The 20,316-nt window shown below is 68.7% G+C and carries 2 protein-coding genes; both read left to right on the forward strand.

What is annotated here, in order from left to right:
* Positions 1–384: 384 nt before the first annotated feature.
* Positions 385–16,896: an amino acid adenylation domain-containing protein gene (locus ACYQ4W_RS07605; protein ID WP_459854844.1), complete on the forward strand. Its 16,512-nt coding sequence runs from the start codon at positions 385–387 to the stop codon at positions 16,894–16,896.
* On the forward strand, positions 16,896–20,309 hold the full coding sequence (locus tag ACYQ4W_RS07610; protein WP_459854847.1) for an alpha/beta fold hydrolase: 3,414 nt from the start codon (positions 16,896–16,898) through the stop codon (positions 20,307–20,309). The genes ACYQ4W_RS07605 and ACYQ4W_RS07610 overlap by 1 nt, the downstream gene beginning before the upstream one ends.
* Positions 20,310–20,316 lie beyond the last annotated feature (7 nt).

The raw sequence follows: 20,316 nt of genomic DNA on the forward strand, positions 1-20,316 counted from the left end.
GCAAAATGTTGCGGCAAGGGATCATGCCGGCGCCCATCACGCGGCGGAATACGCCGTTCTGCCAGGGTCTCGGGGGCAATCCGGCGCGGATGGTCCTTGGGGAAACGGTGGCGGGGAGTGTCAACGGGCGTCTGTGCTCCATGAGGCCGATCTCAACACGGATCATCGCCGCACTCTTCCGCTGGCGCAGCACCCCTTGGCACGCACGCGGGAATCAAGGACGGCTGTTCCGCCTGCGGATAAGGATGCCCCGAAAAGGGCCGCACCCTTCCATTCCTGTGTTTTTGTACCCCAGAAAGTAAGAAAAGTACAGCCGAAAGTGATAGTTAGCCTTGCCAACCTGTCATCTGGTGCGGTATTTGTCGCGCTATGAAGATACCGGTCATGAATGACGCCGCGCCCGATGACGAGTTCCAGGAAAAAGTTCCCCTCACCAGTGGCCAGAGAGAACTCTGGCTCGCCTGCCAGACGTCGCTGACGGATTACGCCGAGGTCTCCATCCGGGGCCGGTTCCTCGTCGGCAACGCCGTCTCGCCGGAGATCCTGCGCGAAGCCATCCGCCTGGCGTTCCGGTACACGCCGCTCCTGGGGGCCGCCCTGCGTCTGGACGTGGACGAGCCCCACTTCGTGATGGGCGCTGCGGCCGAGGACATCGACCTGAGGTTTCTGGACGTGCGGAACGACCCGGACGCGGACGCCACCCTCAAGCGCTTTTACGATGCGTTCATGGAGGAGCCGGTCGAGACCCGCTCCCTGCGCTATGCGCTCATCCGCACGGGCGCGGAGCAAAGCCTGTTTCTGGCCAAGTGCTCCCATCTCTACCTCGACGGCCTCGGCTATTTCTTCCACATCGGGTTCCTGCTCGATCTTTACGGGGCCCTTGCGCGCGGAGAGACCCCCACCGCCCCGGAGCCGCCCTCGGCCCGGCAGCTTTACGAAGCCGAGGAGGCCCACCGCCAGTCGCAGCGCTTCGTCAAGGACATCGCCTTCTGGAAAGAGCACCTGGAGCGGCTGCCCGAGCGGCGCATCTTCCGCGCCAGGCCCGGCTGCCCGGACGTGCTGGGGTGCTCGCGGCACAAGAAGTACGTCCTCTCCGAAACCGCCTCGCGCGGGATCGACGAACTCATCAAGCGGCAGAACGCAAGCATCGCCACGGTGTTCACGGCCCTGCACGCGCTGGCCGTGTCCTTCATGTGCGACGAGAAGGACATCGTCATCCAGACCCCCATCGCCTTTGGGGAGCGCAAGGCCCGCAGCAAACGCCAGGGAACCTACATAGCCCTGCCGTCCGTTCTGCTCGAACTGCGCAGGCACGCAACCTTCGGCGAACTGCTGGCGGACGTGGCCCTGCAAAGCGCGAACTTCTTCCGCCATGTGCGCACGCCGTTTCAGGCGGCCATGCGCCAGCTGCCCCACAAAAATTTCGCGCACATCGGCGACACGTTCATCAACTATCTTCCCGGCAGGCCCCTCGGCCCCGAGGAATTCCGCATCATCGACATCGACCAGAACCACAGCGAAAAGGAGCCGGTGCTGCTCGGAGCCCTCGTCATGGAGGAATGCCTGACGCAGCAGTACGCCATGATCGTGCGCAGCAGCCGCAACCATCTCTCCGAGCGGGACGTGGAGCGCTACGTCAAGCGCCTGGAGCTGCTGATCCGCCAACTGGCGGCGGGAACCGAGCTGCCGGAGCTGGACTATCTGCTCGACGAGGAAAAGGAGGAGCTTGGCCGCTGGGAGCCGGGCGAGGCCCGGTCCTATGCCGTGGCGTCCATGCCCGCGCTCTTCGACGAAAAGGTTCTCGCCTTCGCCCAGCGCGAGGCCGTGCGCGACGAGCACGGGACGCGGCTCACCTACGGCGAGCTGCGGGAGAACTCCCTGCGCTGCGCCTCGTGGCTGGCCGCGCGCGGCGTGGGCAAGGGCGGCGTGGTCGCCGTTCTGGCCCGGCGCACGCTCCACCTGCCGGAAATAGTGCTGGGGATACAGCGCCTGGGCGCGGTGTACCTGCCCGTTGACCCCAAGGCCCCAGCCGAGCGCATCGCCTACATCCTGGCCGATTCCGGCGCGGCGCTGACGCTCGACTCGGGCGCACCCGCCCACGCCGACGCAAGTCTTGCGGAACTGCCGCAGGGACCCGCCCCCGAAGACGCCGCCTACCTCATCTACACTTCCGGCTCCACGGGCAAGCCCAAGGGCGTTCTTGCGCCGCACGGCGGTTTCGTGAACATGATCCAGGGCCAGATCGAGGTTTTCGGAATGGGGCCGGAGGACCGCGTGCTGCAGTTCGCGCCGCCGATCTTCGACGCGTCCCTCTCGGAAATGTTCATGGCCCTTTTCGCGGGCGCCTGCCTGTGCCCGGTGAGCGATGAAAGCCGCAACGCGCCCTGGTCGCTCCGGCAATACATGACGGAAAACGGCGTCACCGCGGTCACCTTCCCGCCGTCGTACCTGCGCCTGTTCGAACGGGAGCCCTTCCCGACCCTGCGCGTGCTCATCACGGCCGGAGAAGCCCCCGTGGCCGCAGATGCCCTGCACTATGCGGGCGCGTTGCGCTACTTCAACGCCTACGGCCCCACGGAGACCTGCGTCTGCGCCTCGATAAAGCGCGTTTCGGCGGAGGAAACCCTGCCCATCAGCTCCGGGCGGCCCATTCCCAACGCCGTGGCGCGCATAGCGGACCAGGCCGGCAGGCCACGGCCCGCGGGCATGGTCGGCGAGCTGTGGATAGGCGGGGCGAGCGTGGCTCTGGGCTACCACGGAAACGCGGCGCTTTCGCGGCAACGCTTCCGCCCCCTGCCCGGCATGGATGGCCTGAAGGGCTACGCCACCGGCGATCTGGCCCTTTGGTCCGCGTCGGGCGAGCTGATTCTCGTCGGCCGCGCCGACGACCAGGTAAAGATCCGGGGCAACCGCGTGGAGCTTGGCGAGGTAACGCACCTGCTGGAAAACTGCGAGGGCGTGCGCCAGGCGGCCGTCCTCGCCATGAAGGACGCCTCCGGCCAGCCGATGCTCGCGGCGTTTCTTCTCTTGCGGCCCGAAACCACGCTGGAGGCCATGGCCGCCTGGAGCAGGACCAATCTGCCCACCTACATGATTCCGTCGTCCTGGCACGTGCTCGCGTCCATGCCCGTCACCCGCACAGGCAAGATCGACCGCGAGGAGCTGCTGCGCATCGCCCAGAAACCGGCACAGGCAAAAGATCAGGAGCGCGCCCTCGACCCGCGGCTGCGCGAGGCCTGCGAGCGGGCCCTCGGCGGTCCTTGCGATCCCTCGGCCAACTTCTTCGAACAGGGCGGCGACAGCCTGAAGGCCATGTCGCTGCTGCACGAGATCCGCAAGACCTATGCCGTCGACATGGCCTTCAGGCACTTCGTCGCCTGCCAGAATCTCCACGATGTCGAAGCCCTGCTGGGCAAAAGCCCGCAAAAGGCCGCCCCCAGGCGTCTCTCCACCGCGCCCCTGAGCCGCACCCAGTATCGCGTCTGGGCCTACCAGCAGGCCAACGGGGACACCATAGACTACAACATGCCCCTGCTGCTTGAGGTGCGGGGCGAGGCCGCGGAGCGCTTCGTTGCGGCCCTGCGCCGGGCCATGGGCGACCAGGAGCTCTTTTGCTGCACCATCGGCGGAGACATCGACGCCCCGCATTTCGTCCGCCGCGAAGACGCCGCCATCCCGCTGACCACCGTGGAATTCGCGGACGCGGACGCGGCCATGGCGCATTTCGACGAACTGATCCACACGCCGTTCGACCTGCGCAAGGAGCCGCCCGTGCGTCTGGCCGTGGCCAAGCTGGCGGACCGCATGCAGGTGCTCGTGCTGGCGCATCACATCGCCGGCGACGGCGAAACCCTGCAACTGGTGCTCAAGAACGCCCTGGAATACCTGGACGGCAGGCAGCCGGACAAAGGATCGCTGGCCACGCAGGCGGAGTTCTGCCGCAGGGAGGAGGACTACCTGCGGTCGGAGTCCTACCGGGCGGATGCGCGCTATTGGCGGGATGTGTTCTCCCCGCCTGTTCCGTCCGTCAATCCCGCAACGGCGCGCAAGGGCGCCATGGCGAGCGCTCCCGTGCCGCCAGAGGTCGTCGCCCGGCTCGATCAGGTCGCCCGGCAGTCCGGCGCAACGGCCCTGGCCTGCTTCGCCGCGCTGCTGGCCCGCTTTCTTTGCCGCAAGCTCGGCCGCCGGGAGCTGCTCCTGGGCGTGCCCGTTGGCCTGCGCGAGACCCGCGAGGAGTTCCGCACGGCGGGGTTCTACGTGAACACAGTGGCCCTGCGGCTAAAGGCGGAGGAGGATGCCGCCGCGGCCGCCGGAGCGGCGGCGGGCCGACTGCGGGAGGCCATAGCGCACAGCCGCTACTGCGACGCCCCGGCCGTGCCGGACTTTCTGGCCACCCACGCGCGCACGGAGTCCCTTTGCCAGGGGGGGCTGTCCCTCCACAGCCTGGCGCCCACGCTCCGGGCCAGCAAGTTCACCGGCAGCTTCACGCTGGAAACCGGAGCCGAGCCCCGCATCACCCTGGAGCACGACGCGGGGTTCATCCCCGATGGCGCTGCGTTTCTTGAGGAGCTCCTGCATGATCTCGCGGAAGGCCCCGCAGACTGCGCCGAGGACTCCGCGCTTGCCGCGCCCGCCCATGCCGGGTTTGCCGGCCCGCGCAGCCCGCGCCAAGTTCTGGCCGACGCCTGGGCCGAGATTCTGCGCGTAGAAGCCGGGGAACATGACGACTTCTTCCGGGCCGGCGGCGACTCCATCAAGGCCATCCAGATCACGGGGATATTGCACAGGAACGGAATAACGGCCCTGTCCGCGCCGGATTTTCTGCGCACTCCCGGCTTTGCGGACCTCTGCGCCCTGATGGAACGCGACGACATGGTCCGGCCCGGCGGCGGTGCCGCCTACGCCCCGGTCATTGCGGGCCAGGCTGTGCCGCTGCTCCCCGTGCAAAGCGCGCTGCTGCGGAACCACCCGGCGCATTGGAAGATTTTCCACATGATTCTGCCGCTTCAGCTGGGATCCGCAGTGCCGGTCACGGCGGTGGAGGCTTGGCTCAAGGCCCTGCCGCGGCGCTTCCAGGCCCTGGGCCTGGCCTTTTCTCCGGCTGGGGCCGTGATGCTTGAACAGCGGCAGGAGCCGACCCTGGCGCGCCTGAGCTTCCCGGCCGACATGCCGCGCGCCGACGTGTTGCGCGCCATGGCCCGCGACCTTGCCCCGAAGGTGGATCCGGAATCGGGGCGGACCATGGTCGCGGGGCTGGCCACAATCGGCACCGAGCGCATCCTCGCCGTGGTGGGGCACCACCTGACCCTTGACGTGCTCTCTCTGGACATTCTGCATGGAGACTTGGCGAGGTTTCTGCGCGGCGAGCCCAGCGGAGAAGACTGCGGCCTGGCCACCCGGGCCGTGGAAACGCAGCGGCTTGTGGATGCGGGAGAGTTTCCGACGCGGGCGCAGGAGCTGCTCTGGGAGTCCGTCTGCGGCGCGCCCGCCGCGCGCCTGTCCGTGCCGCCCGCCGCCTTCACTGGCGCCAAGGCCGCGCAGTCCGCCCTGGCGACCATGCGGGTGCGGGTGCAGGGCTTCCGGGCCGACCTCTCGTCCTCCGTTTTCACCGACCTGCTCTCGGCCTTGGCCGTCGCCCTGCGCGGCGCGGGGCAGTGCGAGCCCATCCTTCTGACCCTGAAAAGCCACGGACGCGACACGCTGCTTCCGGGCATGGACATGAGCCGCAGCCTGGGCTGGTTCACGGCCGAGTGCCCCATGCCGCTGGCTCCGGCGGCCACCTGCGCAGAGGCGGACGAGCCCGTGCGCGCCTTTGTGCGCGACGCCTTCACCCCCCTTGCGTGCAACGCCTTCGGCTACCTGCGGGAACGCGATCCGGAGCGCTTCGCCCTGCGCTCCCAGATAGGGTTCAACTACTTCGGGGCCTTTGGCGAAAAGACCGGGGGCGACGTGCTGGCGCAGCTTTCGCTGGCGGCTCCGGGGGACATTCCGGAGATGGTGCACCCGGACTTCGAGCCGGATTGCCCCCTGGACCTGACCTCCTGGTTCGATGAGGCCGGCGACCTGTGGCTGCTGGCCTATCATGATCCCCGCGTGCTGCCCGCACCGTGGGTTTCCGGGCTGCTGGAGGGCTGGGCCGGGGCGCTGCGCACGCTGCCCGCCTACCGCCCGCCCCTTGCGGAAGATGTGCTTGCCGCAATCCGCGCGGCCTGCCAGTGCCCGGCCGAGGCCATCGAGCGGGTGGAGCTCCCGGGGCCCTGCCACGAGCCGATGCTCTACCAGCACCTTGCGGCCGACAACGGCGTCTACACGCAGCAGATCGAATTCGAGTTCAGCGGCGACATCGACGAATTCCTGCTCGTGAAGGCCTGGAACGACGTGGCCGCCCGGCACGAGAGCCTGCGTTCGCTGTTCCCCATGCCCTACAACGGAGAATTCTACCGCGTGGTTCTGCGCCAGGGCAGAACGAGCACACAGTACCACGACCTTTCGCATCTGCCGCAAGACGCCGCGCGCGCGGAGGCCGCCGCATTGCTGCTGGCCCAGCGCGGCAAGGGGTTCGACCTGGACCGGGGGCCGTTGCTGCGCGCGCAGTTCTTCCGCATCGACAGCGGCACAGTCGTGCTGAGCTGGTGCTTCCACCATCTGCTCATGGACGGATGGTGCATCGGAATATTGCTGCAGGAGCTTTCCGCCAGGTTCAACGCCCTGTCCGGCCGCCCCGCCAGGCCGCTTCCCGCGCCCTTTCCCCTTGCGGAATACGAGCGGTGGCGCTCCCGGTTCGACGAACCGGCCGCCAAAGCCTACTGGGCCTCGCTGCTGGAGGGCTTCGCCACCATGACGGGGGTGGCCAAAACGCCGGCAACGCCCGGCGGAACAGACCCGGAAACGCTGACGCTGACCCTGGATGCCGGGCTGAGCGACCGGCTTGCCGCGGCCGCCACCTCGCACGCGGTCACCCTGTCCGTCTTGCTGCAAACGCTCTGGGCGTTCGTCCTCGGCGCGGAGAACGGCGGCCAAAGAGATGTCGTGTTCGGCATCGTGGCTTCCGGGCGCCCCGCCGAGCTGACCGGCATGGACCGGGCCGTGGGGCTGTTCATCCAGACGCTGCCCCTGCGGGCGCGCTGGACCGAGGCGAGTTCCCTGGGTGAGCTGCTGGCCGACGTGAAGGAGCAAAGCCTGCAGCAGATGCGGCACGGCTATCTGCCTCTTGCGGTCATCGGCAGGAACCTGCTGGACCATCTCATGGTCTTTGAGAACTATCCCTTCGAGATGCCCTTCGGCGACGGCGGGCCACGGCTTCAGAGCGTCCGGGGCCACGAAAAGATTCCGTACCCGCTCGGCATCACGGTCATTCCCGGAGAAAAGCTGCAGCTGCGCTTCCTGTACGACCCCGCCGCCCTGGATTCCGCCCGGGTGGCCGGGCTGCAGGACAGGCTGCTCGCCGCCATGCGCGCGGCGACGCAGGACGGGCAGGTCTCCTGCCGGGAGGTGGAAGCCGCAGCCGCGGGCCCCGGCGCACCGGCCGTTTCCGCCCCGCTTGCCCCTGCGCGGCAGGACCGGAACGAGCCCCCGGCCCAGGCGGAGCCGCGGATGCCCGCAGACAGCGAGTCCGCCGTGGTGGACGTGGTCCGCGAGATATACGCCGCCGTGCTCGGCTATCCCGATCCTTCGCCCGATGCGGATTTCTTCCTGCTGGGCGGGCACAGCCTCTCCGTCATGAGCGTCATGGCGCAGGTGGGCAAGCGCCTGTCCGTCAAGCTCGGCATCGACGACGTTCTCGCCAACCCGAGCCCCCGCAAGCTCGCGGCGCGCATCCGCTCCGCCTCGGCCCCGGCGGTCCGCATTCCGCGCGTTCCGCAGGAGGGGGAGCACAAGCTCTCCGCAAGCCAGCAGCGCATCTGGTTTTTGCAGCGCCTCCACCAGGACTCCACCGTCTACCAGATACCCTTCGCCGCCCGGCTGGGCGCGCCTGTGGACAAGGGCGCGCTGCAACAGGCGCTGCTGCTGCTCGAAACCCGGCACGACGCGCTGCGGTTGCGCGTTTCCGCGCAGAAGCCGGTGCAGCGGCTCGTTCCGCCGGGCGGTTTGAAGCTTGAATGCCACGACGGCCCCTGCACGGAGCTGGAGCTTCGCCCCGCGCCGATGGCCTTCGGCTTCGACAATCCGCTGGTCCGTGTCGCACTGTTCAACGAACCGGACAACGGCCCGGTCTTGCTGTTCAGCGCGCACCATATCGTGTTCGACGGCTGGTCGGCGGAGATCTTCGTCCGCGAGCTCAACCAGGCCTATGACGCCGTGCTGCGCAAAGCCGCGCCGGCGTGGCCCGCCCTTGACCTCGACTACCTGAGCTACGCCGCGTGGGAGCGCCAGCAGGAGCCCGCCGGAATCGACGCCCTGAAGGACGCCCTGCTGCCTTTGCCGGAGCGGCTGCGCCTGCCCCTCGACTTTCCCAGGCCTGCCATGCAGAGCTTTTCCGGCGGGGTGGAGGTGTTCCGGCTGGAGCGCGGCCAGGGAGAAAGGCTGAAGGACTATGCGCGCGGCGCGGGCGTGACGTTATTCCCGGTGCTGGTGGCGCTCGTCAGCGCCTTTCTGCACCGCCACACCGGGCAGGAGGACATGCTGTTGGGCTGCCCCGCGGCCAACCGCGGGCTGGACCAAACCGGCAACATGATCGGCCTGTTCGTCAACACCCTGGTCCTCCGCACGCCAGTGCAGCCGGACCGGAACTTTGCGGAACTCGTGCGCACGGCGGACGCCGCGCTGCGGCGCGCCCTCGCTGCGTCCTGCCCCTTCGAAAAAATCATCGACGCCCTCGGCGTGGAGCGCGACCCCTCGCGCAATCCGCTGTTCGACGTGTTCGTGGCGCTGGAGGACGCAGCCTGGACGAATTACGACCAGCCGCCCCTGCGCATGCGGGCCATCGCCCTGCCCCACGACAGGAGCAAGTTCGACCTGAGCTTCTATTTCCGCGAGGTCGCGCCCGATGTTTTCGAGGTGCACCTGGAATACTGCGCCGAGCTCTTCCGCAAGGAAACCGTCCGCGACATGTGCGGACGCCTGTCGACGCTCGTGGAGGCTGTGCTCGCGCGGGACGGCGCGCCGCTGTCCGGCCTGGACATCCTTCCCGAAAGGGAGCTTGCGCGGCTGCGGAGCTTCAACGACACGGCCGCCCCCTTCGATCTGGAGCGGGATGCGGACGGCTGGTTCCTTGCACAGGCCCGCAAAACGCCCGGCCACGCAGCCATACTGGAGCCTTCCGGCCGCTCGTGCACATATGCGGCGTTCGACGCCATGGTGTCCGCCCTGGCGGAGCACCTTGCCGCGGGCGGGCTTGCCCGGGGCGATTACGCCGCGGTCTGCTTCGAACGGTCGCTGGACATGATGGCCTGCGTCTTCGCCGTGATGCGCCTGGGGGCCATCTACGTGCCCCTGGCCGCCAGCCTGCCGGAGGAGCGCCGGCGCTCCATCTTCGAGGACCTTGGCCGCTGCACGGTCATCTGCGCGCCGGAGTCCGCGGCGCTTTTCTCCGGGTGCGGGCAGCGCGTGCTCGCCCCGGACCTGCGCAACCTGCCGCAGGCGCAAGGCCCATGCGCAAAGGGCAAAGGCGGCATCGCCCCTGACGACGTGGCGTACGTCATCTTCACCTCCGGCTCCACGGGCCGGCCCAAGGGCGTGCAGATAGAGCAGCGCAGCCTGTGCAACCGGCTCTTGTGGATGCAGTCCCAGTTCCCCATCGGCGCGGACGACGTGCTGCTCCAAAAAACCACCGTGACCTTCGACGTCTCCATCTGGGAGCTGTTCTGGTGGTCGTGGTGCGGGGCCAGCCTTGCGCTGCTGGAGCCGGAGGGGGAAAAGAACCCGGCCCGCATCATCGAGACCGTCCATGCGCGCCGCGTCACGGTGGTCCACTTTGTGCCCTCCATGCTGCGGGTCTTTCTGGATCATCTGGAGGCCCGCCCGGAGGATGTCCGCAAGCTTTCCTCGCTGCGCTACGTGTTCACCAGCGGCGAGGCGCTGCCCAGGGAGCTCGTCTCCCGGTTCAACGCCCTGCTGCGCGCGGAGCTGCACAACCTATACGGCCCCACCGAGGCCACAGTGGACGTGTCCTGGCAGCCCTGCCTTGAGACGCCGTCCCACGCCGTGCCCATCGGCCGGCCGGTGGCCAACACCGGGCTGCACGTGCTCGATGCGCGGCAGGGGCAGGCGCCCATCGGCGTGGCCGGAGAGATCTGGATCAGCGGCGTGCAGGTGGCCCGGGGCTACTTGAACCGGCCAGAGCTGACGGCCCAGAATTTTGTGCCCGACCCCGCCACCCCAGGCGGGCGCATGTACCGCACCGGCGACCTGGGCCGCTGGCTGCCCGATGGCAGCATCGAATATCTCGGCAGGAACGACGACCAGGTCAAGGTCCGCGGCTACCGCATCGAGCTTGGAGAAGTGGAGGCGGCGCTGGGCCGTTGCCACGGCGTCGCCCAGGCGGTGGTCCGGGCATGCCGCATCGGCGGGCACGACGCGCTGGAGGCCTTCCTGCTGCCACGGGACGGCGCCGCCCTGTCCGTGCGCAGCATCCGGGCCGCTCTGGCCGTATTGCTGCCCGACTACATGCTTCCCGCGCTGTTCCACACCGTTGAGGAGATCCCCCTGAGCCCGTCCGGCAAGGCGGACCGCAAGCGCCTTAAGGGCGTGCCGCTCGCGCCCGATGAGCCCGCCGAACCGGGCGCGGCCGACGCGGCCGGCGGCAAGGCTGCGCAATCCGCGCTGCAGGATGCCGTGCGCGCCCTTTGGCAGCGGGTGATGCCGGAAATGGACGTGCGCGCCGCAGACCTGGGTTTTTTCGAGGCCGGGGGCAACTCGCTGCTGCTGGTGCAGCTGCACGCCCTGCTGGAGGAGCGCTGGCCGGGCGTGTTCTCGCTGGCCAGCCTGTTCTCCGAGAGCACCATCCGGGCCCAGGCGCGGTTCATCGCGCAGGCGCGGGGGCTCTCGCAGCCGCACGCCGCCGTCGCGGCTCCCAACGCCCCCGTGGCCGTCATCGGCATGGCCGTGCGCGTGGGGGACTACGAGGACACGGAGCGCTTCTGGGAGGATTTGGCCCTGGGCGCGGACAAGAACGTGCCGCTGCCGGAAAAGCGCCGGCGCGAGGTGCGGCAGATCTTCGAGGCCGTGGGCTACGCCTACGATGAATCGCGGCTGCGCGAGGCCTCGTATCTTTCCGACATCTCCTCGTTCGACCACAAGCGCTTCGGCCTCGCGCCCGGCGATGCGGCCCTGCTGGATCCCAGGCAGCGCGTGTTCCTCGAAACGGCCCTGCTGGCCCTGGACGACGCGGGCTACGGCGGCGCGGCGCTCAAGGACAAAAACGTGGGGACCTTTGTGGGCGCGAGCCCCTACCGGCTGTTCCAAGACGCGGCGACCCGGGCCTTTCCCGAGCAGTCGGAGCAGATCTACCTGCTGAACGTGCCCTCCAACGTCGTGGCGCGCTTGAGCTACCTCAAGAACTGGAGCGGTCCGGCGTCCACCGTCGACACCGCCTGCTCCTCTGTGCTCACGGCCGTGCACGAGGCCTGCGCCAGCCTGCGCCTGGGCGAAAGCTGCGTGGCCCTGGCGGGCGGAGCCCACACCATCGACCTGCCGCTCAAGGCAGACAGGACGTTCACCATCGAGGCAGCCTCCGGCCGGACGCGGACGTTCGACGCCGGCGCCGACGGCGTGGGCGCGGGCGAGGGCGCGGCGGTGTTCGTGCTCAAGCTGCTCGACCAGGCCCTGCGCGACCACGACCCCATCCACGCCGTCATCGCGGGCAGCGCGGTCAACCAGGACGGCAGGTCGTCCAGCATGGCCGCGCCCAATCCGCAGGCCCAGGCCGGGGTCATCACGCTGGCGGCGCGCAACGCCGGCGTCTCCCTGGCCGACATCAGCTTTTTCGAAGCCCACGGCACGGCCACGGTCCTCGGCGATCCGGTGGAGATCGAGGGCCTGAGCCGGGCCTTCGCCAAAGAGGGGGCGCAGGTGCTGCGCAAGGCCCCCATCGGCTCCGTGAAGGGCAACCTGGGGCACCTCGACGCCGCGGCCGGAGCCGTTGGGCTGGCCAAGGCCGTGCTGTGCCTCGAAAAGGGCTTTGTGCCGCCGCAGCCCCATTTCGAGCAGCCCAATCCGCACATTGATTTCGCCGCCGCCCCGGTGCGGGTGCCCCGGACCCTGGAGCCGCTGCCCGAGGCTGCAAGGCTGTGGCGCTGCGGCGTCAGCTCCTTCGGCCTCAGCGGGGTCAATGCGCATGTGGTCCTGGCGGAGCAGCCCCAGGCCGCCCTGCCGCCGGACGACGGCTCATGGTTCTGCGTGCCCCTTTCCGCCCCGGACGAGGCCGGACTGCGCGGCTACCGCCAGCGCCTGCGCGAGGCAGTGCGCCGCAACGGAACCTGGCCCCTGCACGCCATCGCCGCCACCCTGGCGGCGGGCAGGGAGCATCTCGAAGTCCGCACCGCCATTGTCGCGCAATCCCGGCAGCAATTGCTGGACGCCCTCGCAGGGGACTGCGTCGCATGCGCATGCGCCGACCGGCAGGGCCGCACGGACCGCGATTCCGCCGGAGCGTCGGCCGTCTGCGCCTCGCGGGCCGAGGCCGAAGCCGCGGCCGAGGGTTTTCTGAGCGGCCGGACGCTCCACTGGCCCGACGGCCGCCCCCTGCACAGGCTGCATCTGCCCGCCACGCCCTTTTCCCGCGTGCCGCTGTGGCCGCGCTTCGCCGCGCAGTATGTGGCCGGGCCAACGCAAACGCCCACGGGCGAGGTCTATCAAGTGGCCATCGACCGGCCCGACTTCTGGCCCGTTGCGGAGCACAGGCTCAACGGCGTGCCGACGCTGGTCGGCATGGCCATGCTGGACCTGATCGGCAAGACCGCGGGCCCGCTGCCGCTGCGCATCGAGAAGCTGCGCTGGCGCAGACCCGTGACGCTCGCCACGGGCAGCCGGGCCATCCTCCTCGTGCAGGAGCGCGACGGCGCGCGGTCCCTGGAGCTGCATCATTTGCAGGATGGAGCCTGGAATGTGGCGGCAAGCGCCACCGTGCGCCCCGACGCGCCACAGCCGCCCCAAGCGCTCGACCTTGCGGCCTTGCGCCAGGGGCTGCACCCCTTCGAGGCGCAGGGAGGGCCGCAGGTCGTCAGCGTCAGCGAACGCTGGCAATGCCGCGAGGGGCTCTGGATCGCGGACGGAGGCGACAGGCTGCTGGCGCAGATTGCCCTGCCGGACGCGTTCCGCCACGACCTGCATTCGTTCCGCTGGCACCCCGCCATGGCCGACGTGGCCGCGAGTCTCGCCCTGCACGGCGCGGACGGCTTCGTTCCGGCCAGCTGCGGCGAGGTGCGGCTGCACCGGCCCCTGCCCGCGCGGATCCTCGCCCACGTGACCGTCACGCACAGGCTGCAGGACATGATTTCGGCGCGCTGCGTCATCGCGGACCTTTCCGGCAACGTGCTGGTCGAGATGGACGACCTGACCTTTCTGGCGCTGCGGCAGGCCAGACCCAATTCCGCGGAGCAGGCGGCGAAGCCGTCCCCCGTGCTCTACGCCCTGGAGTGGGCTCCGGCCGATTTGCAGCATGCCCCGCCCGCGCAGAACGGCGGCATCATGCTGCTGGGACGCGGCGGCACGGGACCCGGCGAAGCGCTCGCGGCGCGCGCCAGCCTGCGGCGCGAGCTTCCGCCCCTGCCAGAGCAGCGGCAGGCCCTCGCCCAAGAGATCCTGCGCAGCGACATCCGGCACATCGTCCACCTGCCCGCGCCCGAGGACTCCGCCTGGGCGTTCCCCAGCCTGCTTCAGGAACTTTGCCGGGCCCGGCTGCGGCACCCCCTGCGCATCACCGCCGTGGGGCACGGGGCGCTGCGGGGAGACGCGCCCACGCCCGAACACGCCCTGCTGCTCGGGCCGCTCTTGTGCCTGCCGCAGGAGGAGCCGCTCATCTCCTGCGCCTACGCGGAGCTGGCCTCGCAGGGCCCCAAGGTCATGCGCGCGTTCATGGAGAGCCTGGGCCGCATCGACGGGCCGTACGCCATCGACGTGGACGGAAGCGTCCGCGTGCGGCAACTCGCCGCGCTGCCGGCCCCGGCCACTGCCGCCACCACTATCCAGCCGGACGGGTGCGTGGTGATAACCGGCGGCCTTGGCGGCATGGGGCTCACGCTGGCGCGGCAAATTGCCGCCGCAACCGGAGTGCGCGTGGCGCTGCTGCACCGCAGGGCGGCATCGCCCCCGGACATTCCCTTTGCCTGCTACCGCTGCGACGTCGCCGACGCCGCGCAGGTGGCCCGGACCCTTGCGGTCATCCGCCGGGAGATCGGCCCCATCCAGGGCGTCATCCATGCCGCCGGGGTGGAGGGCGACGGCTACCTGCTGACCAAGAGCCGGGAATCCTATGAGGCGGTGCTGGCGCCCAAGGTGGCCGGAACCTGGAACCTGCACGAGGCGACCCGCGACGACGCTCTGCGGTTCTTCGTGCTGGCGTCGTCCAGAACGTCGCTGACCGGGGCTCCGGGCCAGTGCGACTACACTGCGGCCAACGCCTTCTTGAACGCCTTCGCGCAGCATCGCCGGGGGCTCGGGCTGCCTGCCGCCGCCCTCTGCTGGAACACCTGGTCGGGAGTGGGCATGGCCGCGCGCCGCCAGGCCGACAAGGGCGGGTTCACCCTGGCCCCGGAGCAGGCCATAGGCGTGCTTGCGGCGACCCTTGCCAGCGGAAGCGAACTGGCTGTGGTCGCCATGTCCGGCGAGGATCTCGCGCCGCGCCGCCCAACTGCGCCCTACGCGCCCCCCGCGCCAAACGGGCCGCGGCAGCAAACGCCCGGCCAATCAATCGAAGCGGAATTGCTCGAAATATTCAGAGACTGCCTGGGCTACGAAACGACGCTGACCCGCGAGGACGATTTCTTCGAGCTGGGCGGCGACTCCATCGCCGGAACCCGCATCGTCAGCCGCATCGACCAGGCCCTGGGCGTCAAGGCGAGCGTCATGGATCTGCTGGAGAGCGACACGCTGGGCGGCTTCATGGACCGGGTGCTCGCGGACCGCGAAAAGGACGCGCCCGCTCGTCCGGACTTGGAGCCGGCCCCGGTGCGGGACAAGTACCCTGTCGGCCGCGAGCAGCTGTCCATCCTCTATGCGGACATGCTGGGCGAAGGACACCTCGGCTTCAACCTCCCGGCCTTCCTGAGGCTGCCGCGCGACCTGGACAAGGGGCGGCTGGAGGAGGCCATAGGCGTGCTGGTGCAGCGCCACGAGGTGCTGCGGACGACGTTCTGCGACTTCGACGCGCCGCACCCGAACATGGTCATCCACCCGTTCGCGGGGTTCCGGCTGGCGGAGTCGCGCATCGCGGACCTTTCGCACAAGGAATCCTTCATCACCCCCTTCGACCTGAAGCGGGAGGCCGGGTTCCGTGTCCGGCTGCTGGTGACGGACGCAGGCGAAAACATTCTGTTCTACGACGTCCACCACGCCCTTGCAGACGGCAGGACCATCTCCCTGCTCAACGCCGAGCTCTACCGGCTCTACCACGGGCTGCCCCTTGATCCCGTCGGCGCCCAGCAGAAGGATTTCGCCTGGCGTCAGTTCACGCGGCCCAACGCGGAAGACAGGGAGTACTGGCTGGCCCTCTTCAAGGGCGACCTGCCGAAGCTCGACCTGCCCTCGGACCATGTGCGGCCGCTGGCGCACACCAGCCGCGGCGGCATGCACGAATTCGCACTCCCGGCGCAGTTGGTGGCGGGCATGAAGCGCCTGGCCCGGCGCGAAGGCGTGACCAACTATCACATCGCGCTCACGGCCTGGAGCCTTTTGGCCCACGCCTACACCGGGCAGGACGATCTCGTCATCGCCATCACCGTGGACGGCCGCGACGAGCACCTGAACACGGCGGGCATGCTGGCCTCGCTGCTGCCCCTGCGCCTTGAAGCAAAACGCGGCACGCCCCTGCGCGCCCTGCTGAAGGACACCCAGAAGGCCAGCAACGAGGCGCTGCGCCACCGCGGGTACATCCTGAACAACCTGCTCGCCGACCTGCAGCCGCCGGCGTGCCTGGACAGGTCGCCGCTGTCCGAGGTCATCCTCTCCTACATGAACTTCGAGTTCGCCTCGGGCGAGCCGCTGCTCTTCGAGCCGCTGCACTTCGACAAACACGCCAGCAAGACGGACCTCTCCATCTTCGCCAGCGATACGGGCGAGGGCATCAGCTTCGCGCTGGAATACTACGCGGACCTGTTCAGCCATGCCGACGTGGTGCGCATGGCCGAGGACTTCACGCGCATTCTGGAGCTTATGACCACGGGCGACGCGGAGGAGCCGGTGCCCTTCACCTATTCGCCCCCGGCACGGCGCGACGTCGGCTCGGTGCGGCGCGAACTTGGCGTCGGGCTGGCCGAGGACATCCGGCGCGTGGCCGCGCGCAAGGGCGTGAGCCCGGCCTCGGTTCTGCTCGCGACCTTCGCGGCGCTGTTCAGCCGCGTCACCTCGCGGCAGCGTTTCGCGGTGGACGTTGTCCCGGCCGGGCCGGTCCGCTTCGCCGTCACCGACGACACGGAGTTCGACGACCTGCTGCGCCAGACCAGCGAACGCCTGGAGCAAGCCGAGCATGGAGCGCAGGCCGGACCGGAAGCGCAGGCCGAGGACGCCTCGACCGGCGGGCCGCTGCTGCGCGCGGCGTTCTCCTTCGCGGACGCGGCGTCTCCTTCGGCCGAGGTGCGGCTCGACGCGGCGCACGACCTCGCCTGCCGCGTGGAGCATCACGGAAGCGGCATGAGCGTGCGCCTGGATCACGACACACGGGCCCTTTCCGCCGATGCGGCCGGAAACTGGCTGGGATATTACGGAACATTCCTGAGTGGAATAGCCAAGGGGAACGACTGATGAAACTGTCCGACTTCGCCATTGACGCCCCCGGCATGGCGCTGGCCCCGGCTGCGGCGGCCTGCCGGGACGCGGTCACAATGGAGGAGATGTTCCGCGAGGCCGCCGGCCGCCGCCCGGAAGCCGTGGCCTTGAGCGACGATAGCGTGACGCTGACCTTCGGCGAGCTGGCCGAATTCTCCGCGGCCGTGGCGAACTTCATCCTATCGCGGAACTACGGCGACCAGGCGGCTGTGGGCGTTTTGTGCAAAAGAGGCGCGGCCTATATCGCGGCGGCCTTTGGCGTGCTGCGGGCCGGCGCGGTCTACCTGCCGGTGGAGCGGGAGCTTTCCCAGACCCGGCAGGAGATCATGCTGCGGCCCGTCAAGCTGATCATCACGGACCGCAAATGCCTGCGCGAAGCCGAGTACTTCCGCTACCGGAATCCGGGCATCAGCCACATCCTGTGCATCGACGCGCCGGATTGCGGCGGTTTTCTGGAAAAAGGCTCCCCCCTTGCGAGCACGGCCTACTGGGAGAGCCTGACCGAGGCCGGCAGCGACCAGGGCTGGCAAGGCTGGTTCGACGGGAAGGCGCTGCCCGAGGACGCGCTTGAGGCCATGGCGGCGGACATTCTCGCCACGACGCGGCTCGCGGAGCGTCCGCGCAGGAGGGTGCTCGACATCGGGAGCGGCTCCGGCGCTGTCGCCAGAGCCCTGGCCAAAACGGCGGAGCACTACACCACCGTGGAGCTGGCGCGCAACGAGCTGGACCGCGTGCAGTGGCTGCCTTCCCCCTGCGCGCCCAAGATGCACCAAATGGAGGCCGTGGACATCCGCTTCCTCACCAGCGAACGGTACGACCTCATCAACCTGAACGGCGTCGTGGAATATTTTCCTGGGTACAACTACCTGCGGCACGTGCTGGACCATGCCGTGCGCCTGCTTGCGGACGACGGGGTCCTCTTTGTCGGCGCGGTGCGCGATCTCGACCGCAAGGACGACTTCCGCGCGGCGCTCAAGGAACACGCGCGGCGCACCGGCGAAAACGGAGGGCTGCTCCGCCTGGATGCCGGCGCGGAGCTGTTCGTTCCCGAGCGGTTCTTTGCGGAATGGGCGGCGGAATGCGGCCTGTCCGTTGAGTTCTCCGTGTTCCGTCCAGGTCTGGAGAACCAGGAGCTCTCCCGCTATTGCCTCAATGTGGCGATACGCAAGGTCCGGCGCCCCGCAACGCCCGGAGCGCAAACCCGCTTCGGCATCGCCGACGCGCGGGCGCTGCCCCAGCGGCCCCTGCCCGCGTGCGGACCGCGGCAGGCAGCGTATATCGTCTATACCAGCGGCTCCACGGGAATGCCCAAGGGCGTCGTGGTCGAGCACCGCAACCTGCTGCACATCATCCGCGCGCTGCGCGCTTTTTCCGATGGCTGCCGGAGCGTGGCCCTGGTGGCGCCGCTCTCCTTCGACGCCTCCATACAGCAGATCGCCGTGTCGCTGTTTTGCGGCAAGCCCCTGCACATCATGTCCGACGCGGGCCGCAAGAGCCCGGAGCAGTTCTGCGAAAGCGTGCGCAGGCACGCCATCGACCTGTGCGACATGACGCCGGCGTTCTTCAACGTGCTGGTGGACCATCTGTTCGAGCGCAGGCTCGCGCTGCCCGTTGCGCGGATTCTGCTCGCGGGCGAGGTGCTGCGCCCCGACACCATCCGCAAGTTCTACTCCATTCCCGGCAACGGGCAGGTGGTGCTGTTCAACGTGTACGGCCCCACGGAATGCACGGTGGACACCAGCGCGTTCCGCATCGATTACGGCAACCACGCCGCATTCTCCGCCTATCCCATCGGCGCCCCCCTTGAAGGCGCCGTCGTCACCATCCGCGGCAAAAAAGGCGAAGCGCTGCCGGACGGCGACACCGGCGAGCTGTGGATTTCCGGCAACGGGGTCTCGCGCGGGTACCTCAACGGAGAAAGCCCCGGCGCCTTCGTCGAGGCGGACGGAAGGCCCTGTTACAGGACCGGCGACTACGGCCACGCGCAAGACGGCCTGCTGTTCTACTCCGGCCGCGAGGACCAGCAGGTCAAGATCCGCGGCAACCGCGTGGAGCTGGGCGAGGTGGAGAACGTCATAGCGGGATTCCCCGGGGTGCGGCAGGTGGTCGTCGTCGCGGACACCTTCCGCGCCGAGGAAGGCAAGAGCCTGGCGGCATACGTGGTCGGCAATGTCGAAGCGGGCCAGCTGCGCAGCTACCTTGAGCAACTGCTGCCCTCGTACTGCGTGCCCGCCTATTACGTGCCCATGGTGGAGCTGCCCTTCTCCATCAACAGAAAGGTGGACAAGAAGGCCCTGCCTTCCCCCCTGGCCGACAAGCGGGCCACCGGAGGGAGCAGGCTGGCCGGCCCCCTGGAGGAGCAGCTGGCCGGAATGTGGAAGCGTCTGCTCGGGTTCGAGACGCAGGACGCCGATGCCAGCTTCTTCCATCTGGGCGGCAACAGCATCATGGCCATCCGCCTCGCCGCCATGATCGAAAAGCAGTTCGGGGCGCACATAGCCGTCACCGAGCTGTTCGCGCATCCGAGCATAGCCGGGCTGGCCGGGCTGCTCGCCGGAAAAAAGAACACGCATTCAGGCCCGGTGATCAGGCTGTGCCAGTGCCAAGGGGGCCGCACCGTCTTTTTGTTCCATCCCGTGGGCGGCAGCGTGTTCTGCTACAGTCAGCTGGCCCAAATGCTTTCGCAGTCCTGCACGGTGTATGCGGTGGAGGCGGCTGGCTTCCAGCCGGAGCGCACGGCGCTCAACACCGAACTCCACCAGGTGGAGGACCTGGCCGAATACTATCTGGGAGAGATCCTCAAAGTCGCGACCGAGGACGTGGTCTTCGGCGGGTGGAGCTTCGGCGGGCTGCTGGCATACGAGACCGCCTGCCGCTACGCGGCCATGGGCAAGCGGCCGGGCGGCGTGCTGATTCTGGATTCCGTCGCCGACAACAGCAGGGCCAAGAAGATGGCGACCCAGGATGAAATCAGCCTGCTCAAGAGCATTTTGGGCGATGTTTTCGACGCGAAGACGCTGTCGTCGCTGCCCCGCGCGCAGAAGCTGACGTATCTCATCCAGTGCGGCGCGCGCGCAGGGATGCTGCCCTCCGGGTTCACCCCCGCGCAAATGGACAGCCTGCTGCGGACTTACCGCTGCAACGCCATCGCCGCGGCGCGCTACGACCACCCCACGCCCTCCGACATGAAGATTCTGCTGGTGCGGGCGCTGGACTTCGCGAGCAACCCGCAGATCATTCCGGATGACGACTACCAGGGCTGGAGCCGTTTTCTCAAGCCGGAAAACATCACCCTGCATTGGACAGAAGGAACGCACCAGGGCATGCTTTCTCCGGGTCTTGTCGGCAATGTCGCAAAACATATACAGGAGTACCTCAAAAGTGCGTAACAACCTG

It is taken from the genome of Humidesulfovibrio idahonensis (assembly GCF_054657715.1).

Excerpts from the sequence above, each read along its gene's own strand:
- ACYQ4W_RS07610 (WP_459854847.1), top strand. The coding sequence starts at position 16,896 with ATGAAACTGTCCGACTTCGCCATTGACGCCCCCGGCATGGCGCTGGCC.
- ACYQ4W_RS07605 (WP_459854844.1), top strand. The coding sequence starts at position 385 with ATGAATGACGCCGCGCCCGATGACGAGTTCCAGGAAAAAGTTCCCCTC.